Annotated in this window: 17 protein-coding genes, 1 tRNA gene and 1 pseudogene; 12 read left to right on the forward strand and 7 right to left on the reverse strand. The window is 67.2% G+C overall.

Annotation, left to right across the window (positions count from 1 at the left end):
* A partial coding sequence (locus RT567_RS03640; protein ID WP_313574356.1) for a DUF4908 domain-containing protein occupies window positions 1–405 on the forward strand: 405 nt, incomplete at its 5' end.
* Between the two features lie 54 nt (window positions 406–459).
* Window positions 460–1,482, forward strand: a complete 1,023-nt coding sequence (locus RT567_RS03645) for an isopenicillin N synthase family dioxygenase (protein WP_313574358.1) — start codon at window positions 460–462, stop codon at window positions 1,480–1,482.
* Between the two features lie 75 nt (window positions 1,483–1,557).
* Here RT567_RS03645 and RT567_RS03650 read toward each other — a convergent pair whose 3' ends face one another.
* The 3 genes from RT567_RS03650 to RT567_RS03660 all read right to left on the reverse strand — a co-directional run bounded on the left by RT567_RS03650 (window position 1,558) and on the right by RT567_RS03660 (window position 5,371).
* On the reverse strand, window positions 1,558–3,459 hold the full coding sequence (locus tag RT567_RS03650) for a ubiquitin-activating E1 FCCH domain-containing protein (RefSeq protein WP_313574359.1): 1,902 nt from the start codon (window positions 3,457–3,459) through the stop codon (window positions 1,558–1,560).
* 126 nt (window positions 3,460–3,585) lie between these two features.
* Window positions 3,586–4,293 (reverse strand): monofunctional biosynthetic peptidoglycan transglycosylase, encoded by a 708-nt coding sequence (gene mtgA / locus RT567_RS03655; protein WP_313574361.1) that lies wholly within the window; start codon window positions 4,291–4,293, stop codon window positions 3,586–3,588.
* A 112-nt stretch (window positions 4,294–4,405) separates the two neighbouring features.
* Window positions 4,406–5,371 (reverse strand): WD40 repeat domain-containing protein, encoded by a 966-nt coding sequence (locus tag RT567_RS03660; protein ID WP_313574363.1) that lies wholly within the window; start codon window positions 5,369–5,371, stop codon window positions 4,406–4,408.
* 85 nt (window positions 5,372–5,456) lie between these two features.
* Between RT567_RS03660 and RT567_RS03665 the strand changes: the two genes are divergently transcribed.
* Window positions 5,457–6,143: an alpha/beta hydrolase gene (locus RT567_RS03665; RefSeq protein WP_313574365.1), complete on the forward strand. Its 687-nt coding sequence runs from the start codon at window positions 5,457–5,459 to the stop codon at window positions 6,141–6,143.
* Window positions 6,144–6,336: 193 nt separating this feature from the next.
* Here RT567_RS03665 and RT567_RS03670 read toward each other — a convergent pair whose 3' ends face one another.
* Genes RT567_RS03670 through RT567_RS03685 form a run of 4 tightly spaced genes read right to left on the reverse strand, consistent with a single transcriptional unit; the run spans window position 6,337 to window position 9,351 of the window.
* Window positions 6,337–6,546: a DUF2093 domain-containing protein gene (locus RT567_RS03670; protein ID WP_313574367.1), complete on the reverse strand. Its 210-nt coding sequence runs from the start codon at window positions 6,544–6,546 to the stop codon at window positions 6,337–6,339.
* Window positions 6,543–7,634: a GTP-binding protein gene (locus RT567_RS03675; RefSeq protein WP_313574369.1), complete on the reverse strand. Its 1,092-nt coding sequence runs from the start codon at window positions 7,632–7,634 to the stop codon at window positions 6,543–6,545. Before RT567_RS03675 ends, RT567_RS03670 begins: the two co-directional genes overlap by 4 nt.
* A 49-nt stretch (window positions 7,635–7,683) precedes the next feature.
* Complete coding sequence (locus RT567_RS03680) at window positions 7,684–8,676, reverse strand: cation diffusion facilitator family transporter (protein WP_409516138.1); 993 nt, start codon at window positions 8,674–8,676, stop codon at window positions 7,684–7,686.
* A gap of 15 nt (window positions 8,677–8,691) precedes the next feature.
* The gene (locus RT567_RS03685) at window positions 8,692–9,351 is read right to left on the reverse strand and encodes a hypothetical protein (protein WP_313574371.1); all 660 of its coding nucleotides are present in this window, start codon (window positions 9,349–9,351) and stop codon (window positions 8,692–8,694) included.
* A 308-nt stretch (window positions 9,352–9,659) separates the two neighbouring features.
* Between RT567_RS03685 and rplU the strand changes: the two genes are divergently transcribed.
* From rplU to RT567_RS03730, 9 genes and pseudogenes are all read left to right on the forward strand, one after another.
* Window positions 9,660–10,142 carry a 50S ribosomal protein L21 gene (gene rplU / locus RT567_RS03690; protein ID WP_313574372.1) on the forward strand — a complete coding sequence of 161 codons (483 nt, stop codon included), beginning with the start codon at window positions 9,660–9,662 and terminating at the stop codon, window positions 10,140–10,142.
* A 96-nt stretch (window positions 10,143–10,238) separates the two neighbouring features.
* Window positions 10,239–10,523 carry a 50S ribosomal protein L27 gene (rpmA, locus tag RT567_RS03695; protein WP_087140382.1) on the forward strand — a complete coding sequence of 95 codons (285 nt, stop codon included), beginning with the start codon at window positions 10,239–10,241 and terminating at the stop codon, window positions 10,521–10,523.
* Window positions 10,524–10,700: 177 nt separating this feature from the next.
* Window positions 10,701–11,234, forward strand: a complete 534-nt coding sequence (locus RT567_RS03700; protein ID WP_313574375.1) for a GNAT family N-acetyltransferase — start codon at window positions 10,701–10,703, stop codon at window positions 11,232–11,234.
* 124 nt (window positions 11,235–11,358) lie between these two features.
* A tRNA-Leu gene (locus RT567_RS03705) sits at window positions 11,359–11,445 on the forward strand.
* A 161-nt stretch (window positions 11,446–11,606) separates the two neighbouring features.
* A complete protein-coding gene (locus RT567_RS03710) occupies window positions 11,607–12,221 on the forward strand; it encodes a ribonuclease D (RefSeq protein ID WP_313574377.1) in 615 nt (204 codons plus the stop codon).
* An 8-nt stretch (window positions 12,222–12,229) separates the two neighbouring features.
* A complete protein-coding gene (gene lptC, locus RT567_RS03715) occupies window positions 12,230–12,892 on the forward strand; it encodes an LPS export ABC transporter periplasmic protein LptC (protein ID WP_313574379.1) in 663 nt (220 codons plus the stop codon).
* The gene (locus RT567_RS03720) at window positions 12,889–13,389 is read left to right on the forward strand and encodes an LptA/OstA family protein (RefSeq protein ID WP_313574380.1); all 501 of its coding nucleotides are present in this window, start codon (window positions 12,889–12,891) and stop codon (window positions 13,387–13,389) included. Before lptC ends, RT567_RS03720 begins: the two co-directional genes overlap by 4 nt.
* Window positions 13,390–13,395: 6 nt before the next feature.
* Window positions 13,396–14,196 (forward strand): LPS export ABC transporter ATP-binding protein, encoded by an 801-nt coding sequence (gene lptB / locus RT567_RS03725; protein ID WP_313574382.1) that lies wholly within the window; start codon window positions 13,396–13,398, stop codon window positions 14,194–14,196.
* Window positions 14,197–14,304: 108 nt separating this feature from the next.
* Window positions 14,305–14,705 (forward strand): annotated as a pseudogene (locus RT567_RS03730) (RNA polymerase sigma-54 factor); the annotation flags it as partial.

The raw sequence follows: 14,705 nt of genomic DNA on the forward strand, positions 1-14,705 counted from the left end.
ACGCGGGCCCCCGGCGGCTCGCCGGTCTCCCTGGCCGGACCGCCGGTCAGCCTGGAGCCGCCCTCGCTCGGCCCGGTGCAGATGTTCAACCTGATGACCCGGCGCAGCAGCCTGGTCTCGGAGGCCATGGGCCGCCTGGTCCGCATCAACGTCTTCGGCGAGGAATCCGAGGCCCTGTGCATCGAGGCCCTGATCGTCACCACCGACGCCGTGGTCCGCATCGCCCGCTCGCCCAGCGCCCGCCCCTTCCTGGACCGGCTGCGCAGCATCACCGTGGTCGAGGGCCAGCGCGCCAGCGTGACCTATTCCAGCGGCGATCTGCGCGTCGTGGTCGACCCGCGGCGCGGCATCGCCGGCCGCCCCTCGTCCGCGCGCGTCATCCGGGCCGTCATCCCGCAGGACTGACGGTGGACCAAAGGTCCGACCCGCGCCATCTGCCCTTTCGCGCCCATTGGGCGTATGAGGGCCGCCATATTCACTATCAGAGAGGCTGATTTCACAGTGACCTCTTCCCTCACCGCCGTTTCCGCCGAGGACAAGGCCAAGATCCGCGCCATCGTTCCGGTGTCGATGAAGGGCTATGACGCCGACTTCCAGGCCTTCGCCGACGCCCTGGGCGCCTCCTTCGCCCGCTACGGCTTCGCCGTCATCGCCGACCACGGCCTGGACCAGGGCCTGATCGACGCCGCCGTGAGCGACGCCAAAACCTTCTTCGCCCTGCCCGAGGACGTGAAGCGTCAGTATCATCAGGCGGGCACGGGCGGCGCGCGCGGCCTGACCCCCTTCGGCGTCGAGGCGGCCAAGGGCGCCCAGGCCGTGGACCTGAAGGAGTTCTGGCACACGGGCCGCGAACTGCCGCAGGGCCACGCCTATCGCCAGTACATGCGCGACAACGTCTGGCCGACCGAGGTGGCGGGCTTCCGCGAGCACGTCTACGGCCTGTACGATGGCCTGGACGAACTGGGCCGCCGCATCCTGAAGGCCATCGCCCGCTATCTGAAGCTGGACGACGCCTATTTCGAGGACAAGGTCCAACTGGGCAACAGCGTGCTGCGCCTGCTGCACTATCCGCCGATCCCGGCCGACGCCGAGGGCGTGCGCGCGGGCGCCCACGAAGACATCAACGTCATCACCCTGCTGCTGGGCGCCGAAGAGGCCGGGCTGCAGTTGAAGGACTCGGACGGCGAGTGGCTGGACATCGCCCCGCCGCCGGGCGCCCTGGTGGTCAACATCGGCGACATGCTGCAGCGGCTGGTCAACCACGTCCTGCCGTCGACGACGCACCGCGTGGTCAATCCGGCGCCCGAGCGTCGCGGCTTCGCCCGCTATTCGACGCCCTTCTTCCTGCACTTCAACCCGGACTTCCCGATCGAGACCCTGCCGTCGACGATCACGGCGGAGAACCCGGACCGCTATACCGGCAAGACCATCCTGGCCGAGGACTTCCTGACCCAGCGCCTGAAGGAGATCCGCCTGATCTGACCGGGCGGTACGACTGAAAAGCACGAAGGGCCGGCGGATCGCTCCGCCGGCCCTTTTGCTTGCCCCGCGTCTTCGTCAGCGCGCGATGCGCAGGCGGGTGATGTCGCGACCGATGGCGCGGAAGGCGTCCTTCAGGTCGGTGCCACTGTCAGCCTTGAAGAAATGGGTGTCTTCGTTTGTGGCGCAGGCGCGCATGACGTCCAGGGCGGTATCGACGATGCCTTCTCGTCCTGTGGCGTTCCCAAGGTTGAAGCCCACCGTGTAAACAACGATGTTCTGAGCCTTCATCCCTTCGCACAGCTTCACCGACTGCTGGAAGGGGCTCCCGTTGGTGGCCGCGCAATAGATGCGGCTGGTCGAGCGCCCGCCCGTATTGGCGGCGACGTCCTCGCAATAGGGCGCGTTGAACTCACCGTCCGTCATGAGGACCACAGCCTTCAGAGTCCTAGACGTATCATAGGGGGCCGGCTGGCCGTCGCCCGTGAAAATCGACCCGAAAGTGGGCGACACCAGATACCAGCCCCAGGCGATGCCGATCTGTCCGGCGGTGTTGCCCGCAGCCCCGAGCGAATCGATACGGTCTTCGAGATCCCCGCGAACGCTGGTCAACGGCAGGATCGGCTGCGAGTTGCAGTTGGTCGCATAGACCCGCCCCACAGGAGCCACGCCGGGCGCAGTATCCTTGTAAGCGTCCTCGCCGGTCCGCTCGCTCACGCAATTGGTCGCCGGCAGGCTGGACATGGAGCCTGCGGAATTTCTGAAGACGAAATATTCACAACCGCGCAGGGTGCAATAGGCCTGACCGTCGGCGGTTTTCACATAGGGATCGTAGTTCGGGCCGAAACGATCGATGACGAAACGATCTGCGTCGAGAATTTCGATCGGAGCGAAGTTGCCGTTGATGTGCGGCACGTTGTTGTTGCGTCGTTTCAGGCCGGAAACGCCGTCGATGTGGACATAGTCATTGCCTGCCAGACCGTGCCCTGCGGAGGTCACGACGAGGTTGCAGTCCGCCCTGAGGCATTTCGAGAACGCGCCGCCGGACCCGTTTCTGGAGTATCTAGACGTGTCAGAGCCGTTCAAACTGAAGGTATTCGTATTGATAACGGTGACGCTGAACACGCTGTCGTTGACGTTGGTGGTGTTGGACACCCCCGAGATCGCCACCCGATCCCCCGTTTTCAGGCCGTGATTCGTCGAGGTCGTCACCCGAGCGGGACTGGCGCGCGAGACCGACGAGACAGCCCCCGCAACGTCATAATAACGTATGTCAGTGATCGCGGTCGGGCGGCGCAGGTCGCCGCGAGCCGCCTTGGCCAGCGTCCCCGGCAGGGTGGCGCTGGCGTCCAGCTTCACCGCCCAATCGTAGGGGGCCACGGCCGCGCGAGAATAGAAGGGCGATTGCTGTTCCTGCACGACGATCTTGACCAATTCATTGGCCGCGTCACGCAGGTCGCCGATGCTGCCGCTCATCGACCCCGTGGTGTCCAGCACCATAGCCACCTCGACGTTGCGCGAGGCGCGCAGGACTTCGGAGCGGGTGCTGACCGGCAAGAAATCATCCAGTAGCTTGCCGTAAGGCGGCAAGACGACGTTGGCGACCAGCACCTTGACGTTGACCGTCGCCTCGCCGGTGACGCGGTTGTTGAGCAGGACGAAGCTGGCCGTGTCGCCCGAGGTCTCGCCGAAATAGCCCGGCATATTGGCCTTGAGCGCCGCTAGGCCGGCCTTGTTGATGTTGAAGTCGTCGGTGAAGGTCGAGCGGGCGGCGGCCAGGGCGGCGGCGTCCAGCGCGTCCTGCAGCTGGGCCTTCACCTTGGAAGCCTGGTGGATGTCGATGGCCCCCAGGGTGATCATCAGCAGAACCGGCAGGGCCATGGCGAACATCATCGCCACATTGCCCTGGGTCTGACGCAGGAAGCGCGAGGCCAGGCCCTTCAGCCCGGCGGCCTCACAGGCGCGTTTCAGTCGGTCCATCGTCTTGCCAAACCCTGGCTGCCTCGGCGCGGACGCACAGGTCCGCAGTCGATTTCAGCCTGACATGGGTCCGTTAAGGCTTGGCCCCCCGTTCACGGTTAACGGCGAGTTGCGAAACGGCCGGCTTCAGCGGCGGTCGACGCAGGCGTCCAGCCCCTGTTCGCGCACCGTGCCCATGGCCGCCTGGATGCGGGCGGCGCGACGACGGACGTAGGGGCCGGGCGATCCGGCGTTGTAGCGGCGCGGGCTGGGCAGGATGGCGGCCAGGCGGGCGGCCTCGCGCGCCGTCAACTTGTCCGCGCTCTTGCCGAACCAGTGGCGCGAGGCGGCCTCGGCGCCATAGACCCCCGGCGCCCATTCGGCGACGTTCAGATACATCTCCATGATCCGTCGCTTGCCCCAGCCGATCTCGATCAGGCCGGTGTAACCGACCTCCAGTCCCTTGCGGACCCAGTCTCGGCCGGGCCACAGGAAGACGTTCTTGGCGGTCTGCTGGCTGATGGTCGAAGCGCCGCGCCTCTTGTCCGAACCGCGCTGTTCGGCGCGCTCATTGGCCTCCATCGCTTTCTGGATCGCCTCGACGTCGAAGCCGTGGTGCTGGCAGAAGCGGGCGTCCTCGGCGGCGATCACCGCCTCGACCAGACGCGGCGAGATGCGGTCCAGCGAGCGCCAGCGATAGTCCATGCCGTGCCCGGCCGCCGCCTGCTTGACCATCAGGATGGTCGCCAGCGGCGGCAGGAAGCGATGCACCGCCACCCCGGCCAACGGGAACAGGGCCAGGATCAGCAGAAGTGTCAGGAGCGGCCGCCGCTTGCGGTGTTTCGCACGGGTCATGGACGGAGCATGGCTCAGGAAGGTTGAGAAATCACGGCGACGCTTGCCGAACCGCCGTCGCGAGGCTGGATCCTCGGGTCAAGCCCGAGGATGACGGCGTGGAGGCGTTGTTTCAGAGCGAAGCCACGCCGGCGTGGCCGTCCTCGTCCGCCCAGGCGATGCGGGCGGCGCCGGAGCTCATGGCCAGGGCGGTGATGGCGGCGCCCTTGTCCTGTTTGACGAACTGAAGGCCGCGCCCGGCCGGATCGGCCCACCAGACGCGCCCGTCTTCCAACCCCGCCGCCAGACGGCCGTGGGCGGGAGCGGCGGCGACCTGGGCGATCAGGGTCGTCTCGTCATAGCCGATCTCGGTCGCCTCGCGTCCCATCGGCCCGTTCGAGCCGACGAAGGGCCACAGCACCACGCCCTGCGCGCCCGAAGTGGCCAGAAGCTGCCCCTTGGCCATGAAGGCGAAGCTCTTGATCTTGGACGGATAGCCGCCCATCCGCATATTCTTCTGATCCTTCAGCCGCCAGCCGTGCAGCTGGTTGTCCTGCATGGCGGTGACGACATAGGCGCCGTCGGGCGCGAAACCGACCGCCAGGTGCGACCCGGCCCAGGCCAGCTTCGTCGGCTGCTGCTGTTCGATGCGGGCGTACCACAGCCAGGCGCCGCCATAGGTCGAGGCGGCGATGCGGCGGCCCTTGGGATCGAAGGCCACGCCCGAGACGGTGCGCTCGTGCTGGAAGTCGCGGCGGAAGTGCGGATCCTTGACGTCCAGCACGCTCAGGGTGCGGCCCGAGGAGAAGGCGATCAGGCCCGACTCGGCCGAGGCGGCCACGGCGTCGATCCATTGCCCCTTGGTCTGGGCCAGCAGCACGGCCTCGCCCTCGCGGCTCCAGACCAGCTTGCCGTCGTCGCCGCCGGTGACGACGCCCTCGCCCGAGGGGTGGACGCAGGCGCACAGGACAGCGCCGTCATGGACCTCGCTGCGGGCGCCGCTCTCGAACCGCACCGAGCCGTCGCCCAGGGCGAAGATCGCGCCGGTCTTGTCGAACAGGGCGGCGGTGACCTGGGCGTCGAAGGAGAAGGTCGTCATGTCGGCTCACGGAAAGCGAGAAAGTCAGACGGGCCTCATAGCGTCCTGCGTCGCGTCTGTCGCCGGTCGCGCCTATAGAGAGGCCATGACCCTGCTGCTCATTCCCGGCTTCATGGCCGATGCGACCCTGTGGGACGCCATGACCGACGATCTGGCCCCGTTCGGGCCGCTGGTCGCCACCGACCTCAGCCGGGGCGCGGACATCGAGCGCATGGCCGCGGCGATACTAAGCGACGCGCCCGAACGGTTCGTCGCCGTGGGCTTCTCCATGGGCGGCTATGTGGCGCGCGAACTGGCGCGGATTGCGCCGGAGCGGGTGGAAGCCCTGATCCTGATCGCCACCTCGGCGCGCGGGGATACGGAGGAGTTGATCCGCCAGCGGCGCTCCTCGCTGAAGGCGCCGCCGAGGGCCTTCAAGGGGTTGAGCCGTCCGGCCATCGTCTCATCCCTGCACCCCGATCTGTCGGGCGACGAGGCGATGATCGCGCGGGTGCGCGACATGGGGCTGAGGCTGGGCGGCGAGGTGTTTCATCGCCAGTCAGCCATGGCGCGGGCGGGCGATCTGGACCGGCTGAGCGAGATCGTTCAGCCGACGCTGATCGTGGCGGCGGACGCGGATCGGCTGCGCAGCCGCGAAGAGGCGGAGGAGTTGCGGCGCGAGATTTCCGGCTCGACGCTAGAGACGGTGGCGCACACCGGCCACATGATCCCGCTGGAACAACCGAAGGCGCTGGCGCGGGTGATGGCGGAATGGCTGAAAACCCTCTCCTGATGGGAGAGGGCTTGAGGCTCGGAGAGCCAAAGGCGATCCGCAAGCCGAAAGGGTGAGGGTTCGCGGGCGAAGTCGGCCAAAGGCCGTGGCGCGACGGCTGACGCCGACTGAAAAGACAAGCCCCTCACCCTTTCGCGCAAGAACGATCGCTACGCTCTCGTGCGCTCAAGCCCTCTCCCGCCGGGAGAGGGTGTTATTTATGCGTTTCGACCCAGCGCTGCGTCATCAGTTCGCCGGACGCATAGGCTTCCTGAAGCTCGACGCTCCAGTAGTTGAGCGCCTCCAGCGGGATCGGGACGCCGGAGACGGCGCAGCGGACGTGGTCGCCGTGCTGCACGATCTCATACTCGGGCGTGCCGTAGATCAGCTTGGCTTCGGCGCGCGGGCGGGGCGGCGGGTTCATGCGGCGCAGGCCTCAAACCCGGCCTTCAGGGCGGCTTCATCCAGGTCGCGGCCGATGAAGACGGCGCGGCTCCAGCGGCGCTCCTTGTCGCCCCACGGCTTCTGAAGGTCGCCTTCGAGGATCATGTGCACGGCCTGGAACACCAGGCGCCGGTCCTCGCCCGCCACGTCGATGATGCCCTTGGCGCGCAGGATGTTCTGGCCCTGCTCACCCAGCAGCTTGTCCAGCCAGGCGGTGAATTTGGCGCCGTTCAGCGGGCGGTCCAGCGTCAGGGAAATCCCCTTGATGTCGTCCTCGTGGGCGTGGCCGCGCGGGCCGTGGCCGTGACCATGGTCATGATGGTCATGCCCACAGTGCTCGTCATGAACGTGGTCGTGGCCATGATCATGGCCGCAATGCTCGTCGTGGACGTGACCCTCGGCGCCGTGCGGCGGGTTCACGAAGTCCGGCTTGACCTCAAGAATGCGGTCCAGGTCGAAGGCGTGCAGGCCCAGCACCTGATCCAGCGGCACGTTCGAACGCTCGGCGCGGACGATGGGGGCCAGAGGGTTCAACGCGCGCAGACGGGTCTCGACGGCGGCCAGAGCGGCCTCGTCCACCAGGTCGATCTTGTTCAGGATGATGCGGTCGGCGAAGGCGACCTGCTCGCGCGCCTCCTTCGAATCGTCCAGACGCGCCATGACGTGTTTGGCGTCAACCAGGGCGGTGACGCTGTCCAGCTGGGTCTTGGCCTTGACCTCGTCGTCGACGAAGAAAGTCTGGGCCACCGGGCCGGGGTCGGCCAGACCCGTGGTTTCGACGATGATGGCGTCGAAGGCGGGCTTGCCGGGGCGCTGACGCTTCATCAGGCCGTTGACCACGCGGATCAGGTCGCCGCGCACCGTGCAGCAGACGCAGCCGTTGTTCATCTCGAACACGTCCTCGTCGGCGCCGACCACCAGGTCGTTGTCGATGCCGATCTCGCCGAACTCATTGACGATGACGGCGTAGCGCTTGCCGTGGTCCTCGGTGAGGATGCGGTTCAGCAGGGTAGTCTTGCCGGCGCCGAGGTAGCCGGTGAGGACGGTCACGGGAGTCTTCTGGGTCATGGCTCGCTAGATGGCGGCTGAGGGCCGCCTTGGGAAGAGGCGAAACCGCTCAGCAGGTCGGACAATCCGGCAGGACCGCCGTTTCCAGCTGCAACGTCGTGTGGCTGATGTCGAATCGGCCGCGCGCCAGGCCTTGCGCCTCGGCCAGCAGCGCGTCGCCGTCGGGGCGCTGGTGGACGATATGGGCGGTCAGGGCCGCGTCCGTGGTCGACAGACCCCAGACGTGCAGGTCGTGCACCGCCGTCACCCCCGGCAGGGCCAGGAAGGCGGCGCGAATCTCGCCCACGTCCAGCCCGTTGGGCGCGGCGTCCAGAGCCAGATTCACCGAATCCTTCAGCAGGCCCCAGGTGCCGATCATGATGACGGCGACGATGATCAGGCTGACGATCCCGTCGATCAGCGACCAGCCGGTGAACAGGATGACGACGCCGGCGATCACCACGCCCAGCGACACGGCGGCGTCGGCCATCATGTGCAGATAGGCCCCGCGCACGTTCAGATCCTTGTGCTGGTCCTTCATGAACAGCAGGGCCGTGCCCAGGTTGATGAAAAAGCCGATCCCGGCCACGACGATGATGACGCCCGAGGCCACCGGCGCAGGCTCGGCCAGGCGGCGCACCGCCTCGAAAGCGATCGCCCCACAGGCGAAGATCAGCAGCAGGGCGTTGCCCAGGGCCGCCAGCACCGTCGCCTTGCCATAGCCGTAGGTACGCTTGGGCCCTGCCGCGCGGCGCGCCAGCCAAGCCGCCCCGCCCGCCATGGCCAGACCCAGCACGTCCGACAGATTGTGGCCCGCATCGGCCATCAGGGCGGTGGAATCGGCGATGAAGCCCGCCGTGAACTCGGCGACGACAAAGGCCAGGTTGACGATCAGGCCGACGGCGTAGCGCCAGTCGCCTGTATCCGTCGGGCCATGATGATGGCGCCCGCCGAAGCCGTGCGAATGGCCATGGCCGTGCGAATGTCCGTGGTCATGAGCGTGGGAGTGATCGCGCGCGAGAAGATCAAGCCCCGCAGAAGATAAGTCTTTGAATGTAAATATATAACCTATCGAAACTCAGTGCTGGTGCGTCAGCACCAGGAAGCCGATCAGGATCAGCGCCCCGCCCAGGATGGCGCCTTCATAGCGCGCCCACCGCTCCAGCCTGAGAATAGAGTAGCCCGCCGTCGCCAGGGCGGCCAGCAGGGTCATGCCCAGCACCGTCCCCGCCGCGAAGGTCAGGGTCAGCAGGGCCAGGGCGCCCACGCCCTCGGTCGCCGAGGACAGGTAGATGGGCAGCAGCACCTCGCCCGGCGTCACCGCCATCATCAGCACCAGCCCCCAGAAGGCGGCCTTGTCCGAAACCGCGGGCTCCGTCAGTTCCGCCGCCGGCCCGCCCGCCGTGGCGGGACGCTTCAGCGAGGCCTTGGCCAGGTAGAAGGCGCCGAACAGGAACAGCAGCGCCGCCGACAGGTGCGGCAGCAGCCCCTCGACCCAGCGGTTCAGCGCCAGCCCCGCCGCCACGATCAGCGAACCGACGAGCGCCGTCGACACGATATGCGCCAGCCCGGCCGTGACCACGGCGGTCATCACCCGCGCCACGCTCCAGCGCTGGGCGCGGCCGACCAGGACGAAAGGCAGCCAATGGGTCGGCAGCGCCGCATGCAGGAAGGCCGCGACGAAACCGCCGCCCAGAAGCGACAGCAGCACCGGCTCGGCGAGATCGGGAGAGGACATGGCGGCTCCCTTAGAATGTTATTTTATAACAGTCGAGAAGAATCGGCGAAGAATCTTCATGCGCGGCGTCACGCCGCGCCGCTGATCGCCTCGCTCGCATACGCGCGCGAACATCCTGTGTCGCCCATTGCGTCACCCGTGCAATCGGGCCACAGAGTCCGCTAGGAACCGGTTCCGTGCGGGTTTTGCCCCGGCAGACGTCCGTTTCACGTTGACTCTTCCGTGACCATCCGTATATGTCGCCGCTCTTCGCCCGCAGGGTCTCCTGGCGGGCGCATCCATTTTTGCGTTCACGCTGAGGCTTCCAAATGTACGCGGTGATCAAGACCGGCGGAAAGCAGTACCGGGTTCAACCGGGCGATGTGATTGTTGTCGAGAAGATCGACGGCGACGCTGGCGCTGCCGTCAATTTCGGTGAAGTCCTCATGCTGGGCGGCGACAAGGGTGTTACGGTCGGCGCTCCGCTGATCGACGGCGCCGCTGTCGCAGCCACGCTGATCGAGACCCGCAAGGGCGAGAAGATCAAGATCTTCAAGAAGATCCGTCGTCAGGGCTATCGCCGCACGAACGGCCATCGTCAGATGGAATCGGTCCTGCGCATCACCGGCATCGAAGGCGCCGGCGAGAAGGCCAAGTGGGACGGCACGGTCGACCTGATGACCAAGGCTGAGATCAACGCCCGCGCTCGTGGCCTGGCCCCGCGCGTCGAGATCCCGGCGGTCAAGGAGACCACCAAGGCCAAGAAGGCTCCGGCCAAGAAGGCCGACGCCGTCGAAGGCGCCGAAGCCTAAGATTTTCACCGGCGCTGGACCAGCGCCTAGCAGGACAGATGGAGCGCTCAAGCAGCCCGAACGGGCGGTAGCGCACCAAGGAAGAGGAGCAGCAAGATGGCTCACAAGAAATCTGGCGGTTCGTCGCGTAACGGTCGCGACTCAGAGTCGAAGCGCCTTGGCGTGAAGAAGTTCGGCGGCGAGCGCGTGCTGGCCGGCAACATCCTCGTGCGTCAGCGCGGCACCAAATTCCACCCGGGCACCAACGTGGGCCTGGGCCGCGACCACACCCTGTTCGCCACTGTGACCGGCTCGGTGCAGTTCACCACCAAACGTGGCGGCCGTTGTTACGTGTCGATTCTCCCGGCCAACGACGACGCCCAGGCGATGGCCGCCGAGTAACGCGAAGCCAGGACAGTATTTCCCCGGATCGCGTTGCTCTCGACAGCAGCCGATCCGGACCAAGGGAAAATTTTCCGCGGGGAGTCTGGATCACCAGGCTCCCCGTTTGCGTTTCCCCGCCTCGAAAGCCGCCCGAGCCCTCCAAGGAGGCGGCGCCGAAGACATCGAGGCCGAACCATGTGCGTGATCGAAACCTCTCCCGTCGTCGAGACGCGGCGCCTGCTGCTGCGCGCCCCCGGCGCCCAGGACGTGACGCGGATCGCGGCCCTGGCCAACGACCACGACATCGCCCGCATGACCCAGCGGATGCCCCACCCCTTCCGCGTCGACGACGCCGAGGACTTCGTCCTGCATGTGGCGTCCCAGGATCCGAAGAAGGCCAATACCTTCCTGATCGAGCATGAGGACCACGGTCCCGTGGGCGTCATCGGCATGTTCCAGAACACCGACGCCGTGCCCGAAGCCGGCTATTGGATCGGGCGCGAGTTCTGGGGCCGGGGCTACGCCACCGAGGCGCTGGAAGGCGCCCTGGTCTGGGCCTCGACGCGCTGGAAGCGCCGCGCGCTGATGGCCGGCCACTTCGCCGACAACCCCGCCTCGGGCCGCGTGCTGGAGAAGGCGGGCTTCCTCTATACCGGCGAGACCCGTCCGGCCTTCAGCCGCGCGCGGGGTGAAAGCGCCGATACGCGGATGATGGTCTGGCTGGCCTGATAGGACGCGGAAATCGCGGGGCTTTCAGTCAACGGTGCAGTTTTTTCACGAAAGGGAAAAAAGCCTGTTGACCGCCTCCGGGCTCCCCCCTATTAGTCCGGCCCTCGGCGGGGCGACCCACCGGGCCCAGGTGGCGGAATTGGTAGACGCGCTGGCTTCAGGTGCCAGTGGCTTAACGGCCGTGGAGGTTCGAGTCCTCTCCTGGGCACCATTTCTCAGACGGCGCTGTATCCGATCGGATACGGCGCCGTTTGTCATTTCGGCCCTCCCCTTTCCTTTTGCGACGGTCGTGACAGCAAAGGTCGAGCTTGCGTCCTAGCGATAGCGCGCGGTTCGTCTATGTTACGGCCTGAACGACTGACGAGTTTCTGCATGACGGTTTATTTCCACGAAGGCGACCTGCCCGACGGCCTCGACCTGGGCCCTGAGGTGGCGATCGATTCCGAAACGATGGGCCTGCGTTTCCGCCGCGATCCGCTGTGCGTGGTGCAGTTGTCGTCCGGCGACGGGAACGCCCACGTCGTGCGCCTGAACCGTCCAGCCTACGACTGCCCCAACCTGAAGCGGGTGCTGACCGATCCGAAGGTGCTGAAGATCTTCCACTTCGGCCGCTTCGACATCGGTATGTTCGAACTGCACCTGGGGGTCGAGACGCGGCCGGTCTACTGCACCAAGATCGCCTCCAAGCTGGCGCGCACCTACACCGACCGCCACGGCCTGAAGGACGTGGCCCGCGAACTGGCCGGGGTCGACATGTCCAAGGCGCAGCAGAGCTCGGACTGGGGCGCGGCGGAACTGAGCCAGGCGCAGATGGATTACGCCGCCTCTGACGTGCTGTATCTGCACGCCATCAAGAACCGGCTGAACGAGATGCTGGTCCGCGAGGGCCGCATGGAGCTGGCCCAGGCCTGCTTCGACTTCCTGCCCATGCGTTCGCGTCTCGACCTGGCCGGTTGGGACGAGATCGACATCTTCGCCCACGCCTGAGGAGAGCCATGGCCGACCGCGACGCCCAGGACGCGCAAAAACGCGCTGACGAGCTCCGGGTCGCCCAGGCCGGGGCGCGCTGGCGCGCGCGCGCGCAGCGGGTGCGGCTGTATCGGCGCGTCCTGCCCATCGTCATCCTGATGCTGGCGGGGGGCGCCCTGACCTGGACCGTGTTCCGCACCGTCATGTCCGGCGTCGAACGCAAGGCCAGCGAAAGCCGCGAGATCCGCCTGGACAACCCCATGTTCCACGGCCAGGACTCGCAAGGCCGCTCCTTCGTCATCGGCGCCCAGGGCGCGGTGCGCGATCCGGCCACCGGCCATTTCCGCCTGGTCGGCCCCTTGCTGCGGCTGAACCTGGGCGCGCGCAAGACGACCGAGCTGACCGCCGACGGCGGCACCTATGTCGAGACCCAGCGCAAGGTGGTCATCGGCCCCAATGTGAAGATTTCCGACGGCGGTTCGGGCTGGACTCTGGTCACGCCCGAAGCCGTGGTCGACACCGAAACCGGCGTGGTGACCGGCGACAAGGGCGTGCAGGGTCGCGGCCCCCTTGGAAGCATCAATGCTTCGTCTTATGCGATCTATGATCAGGGCCAGCGGGTCGTCTTCAACGGCCAGGGCGAAAACAAGGTGCGCGGGACCATCAATCCCGCCGGAGCCGACAGATGAACATGTCCAAGTCCAAACTGACGATCGCAGGCGCCGTCCTGCTGACCGCCCTGGCCCTGCCCGCCGTTTCGGGCGCCCAGAACACGTCCGCAGGTCGCGGCGACGCCAGCCGGCAGCCGGTCCAGTACGGCGCCGACTCCGGCGAATACACGCCGGACGGCTTCTCGCTGCGCGGGCGGGCCGAGGTGACGCAGGGCTCAAACCGTCTGCGCGCCAGCGCCATTCGCGGCTTCACCGCCAACGGCGACCTGACCCGCATCGAGGCGACCGGCGAGGTCTACTTCGTCACCCCCGATCAGAGCATGAAGGGCGACCGCGCCGTCTATACGCTGAACGACGGCAATGTGGTGGTGACGGGCGACGTCATCCTGACCCAGGGCAAGAGCGTGCTGACCGGCAACCGCCTCGTCTACAACGTCCGCACCGAGACGGCGCGCATCGAGGGCGGCGGCGGCAACGGCCGCGTCCAGGGCGTCTTCTATCCGCAAGGGAACTGACACCGCGTGGCGCGCAAGGAACTCTCAGCCCTGAACCGCGACGCATCCGCCGCCGACGCCGCGGCGCCGACGGTCGAGGAGGCGCGCCCCACGGGTCTGCGTGTCGAACACATCGCCCGCAGCTTCGGCCAGCGGCAGGTGGTGCGCGACGTCTCCCTGAACGTCCAGCGCGGCGAGGTCTGCGGCCTGCTGGGCCCCAACGGGGCGGGCAAGACGACCTGTTTCTACATGATCACCGGCCTGATCCCCGCCGACAGCGGCTCGATCTGGCTGGACAATGAGGACATCACCCAGCAGCCCATGTACCAGCGCGCGCGCATGGGCCTGGGCTATCTGGCGCAGGAAGCCTCCATCTTCCGCGGCATGACGGTCGAGCAGAACGTCAAGGCCGTGGTCGAACTGCGCGAGAAGACCGCCGCCGGCGTGCGGGACGAGACCACCCGCCTGCTGGAAGAGCTGCGCATCGACCACCTGCGCCACGCCCCGGCCACCGGCCTGTCGGGCGGCGAGCGGCGCCGCGTCGAGATCGCCCGCGCCCTAGCCGCGCGGCCCAGCTTCATGCTGCTGGACGAGCCGTTCGCGGGCATCGACCCCCTGGCCATCGCCGACATCCGCCAGGTGATCCGCTATCTGTCCAGCCAGGGCATCGGCGTGCTGATCACCGACCACAATGTGCGCGAGACGCTGGACATCATCGATCGCGTCTCGATCATCTCGTCCGGTTCGCTGCTGTTCGAGGGCACGGCCGACGAGGCCGTCGCCGACGCCGAGGTGCGCCGCGTCTACCTGGGCGAAATGTACGCCTGACGCCCAGACGGCCTGACGCAGCGGCTGTTCGCCTCGCGTTAACGGCTTCCGATCCATGATCCCAGCAAGAAGCGGGCCAACAGCGCCTGCGTGCGGGGTGGAAACGACGTGATCGGTCAGAGGCTGGAGGTCAGGCAGGGGCAGGGGCTGGTCATCACGCCCCAGCTGCAGCAGGCGATCAAGCTGCTGCAACTGTCGAACCTTGAGCTGGAGGCCTTCGTCGAGGGCGAGCTGGAGCGCAATCCCCTGCTGCAGCGTGACGAGGGCGATCCCGCCCCCGAGAACGCGCCTGAAGCCGCCAATGACGCCGCCCCCTCCGACCGCGACGACGGCGAGATGCGCTTTGACGAAGGCTCCGACGCCCACGCCCAGAGCCTGGACGCCGGCGCCGACGATCTGTACGGCGACGCCGCTCCCGGCGAGCGCGTCAGCGACCGCCAGGGCGATCAGGCGACCGACCAGCCCGGCCTGACCGACGAGGCCTTCACCCTCAGCGATCTGCCGCCGGG

It is taken from the genome of Brevundimonas sp., assembly GCF_032107865.1.
Lineage (GTDB): Bacteria > Pseudomonadota > Alphaproteobacteria > Caulobacterales > Caulobacteraceae > Brevundimonas.

Bases quoted from the DNA above. Each gene is read 5' to 3' on its own strand.
- RT567_RS03645 (WP_313574358.1), top strand. From the start codon at position 460: ATGAGGGCCGCCATATTCACTATCAGAGAGGCTGATTTCACAGTGACC.
- RT567_RS03650 (WP_313574359.1), bottom strand. From the start codon at position 3,459: ATGGACCGACTGAAACGCGCCTGTGAGGCCGCCGGGCTGAAGGGCCTG.
- mtgA (WP_313574361.1), bottom strand. From the start codon at position 4,293: ATGACCCGTGCGAAACACCGCAAGCGGCGGCCGCTCCTGACACTTCTG.
- RT567_RS03660 (WP_313574363.1), bottom strand. From the start codon at position 5,371: ATGACGACCTTCTCCTTCGACGCCCAGGTCACCGCCGCCCTGTTCGAC.
- RT567_RS03665 (WP_313574365.1), top strand. From the start codon at position 5,457: ATGACCCTGCTGCTCATTCCCGGCTTCATGGCCGATGCGACCCTGTGG.
- RT567_RS03670 (WP_313574367.1), bottom strand. From the start codon at position 6,546: ATGAACCCGCCGCCCCGCCCGCGCGCCGAAGCCAAGCTGATCTACGGC.
- RT567_RS03675 (WP_313574369.1), bottom strand. From the start codon at position 7,634: ATGACCCAGAAGACTCCCGTGACCGTCCTCACCGGCTACCTCGGCGCC.
- RT567_RS03685 (WP_313574371.1), bottom strand. From the start codon at position 9,351: ATGTCCTCTCCCGATCTCGCCGAGCCGGTGCTGCTGTCGCTTCTGGGC.
- rplU (WP_313574372.1), top strand. From the start codon at position 9,660: ATGTACGCGGTGATCAAGACCGGCGGAAAGCAGTACCGGGTTCAACCG.
- rpmA (WP_087140382.1), top strand. From the start codon at position 10,239: ATGGCTCACAAGAAATCTGGCGGTTCGTCGCGTAACGGTCGCGACTCA.
- RT567_RS03700 (WP_313574375.1), top strand. From the start codon at position 10,701: ATGTGCGTGATCGAAACCTCTCCCGTCGTCGAGACGCGGCGCCTGCTG.
- RT567_RS03710 (WP_313574377.1), top strand. From the start codon at position 11,607: ATGACGGTTTATTTCCACGAAGGCGACCTGCCCGACGGCCTCGACCTG.
- lptC (WP_313574379.1), top strand. From the start codon at position 12,230: ATGGCCGACCGCGACGCCCAGGACGCGCAAAAACGCGCTGACGAGCTC.
- RT567_RS03720 (WP_313574380.1), top strand. From the start codon at position 12,889: ATGAACATGTCCAAGTCCAAACTGACGATCGCAGGCGCCGTCCTGCTG.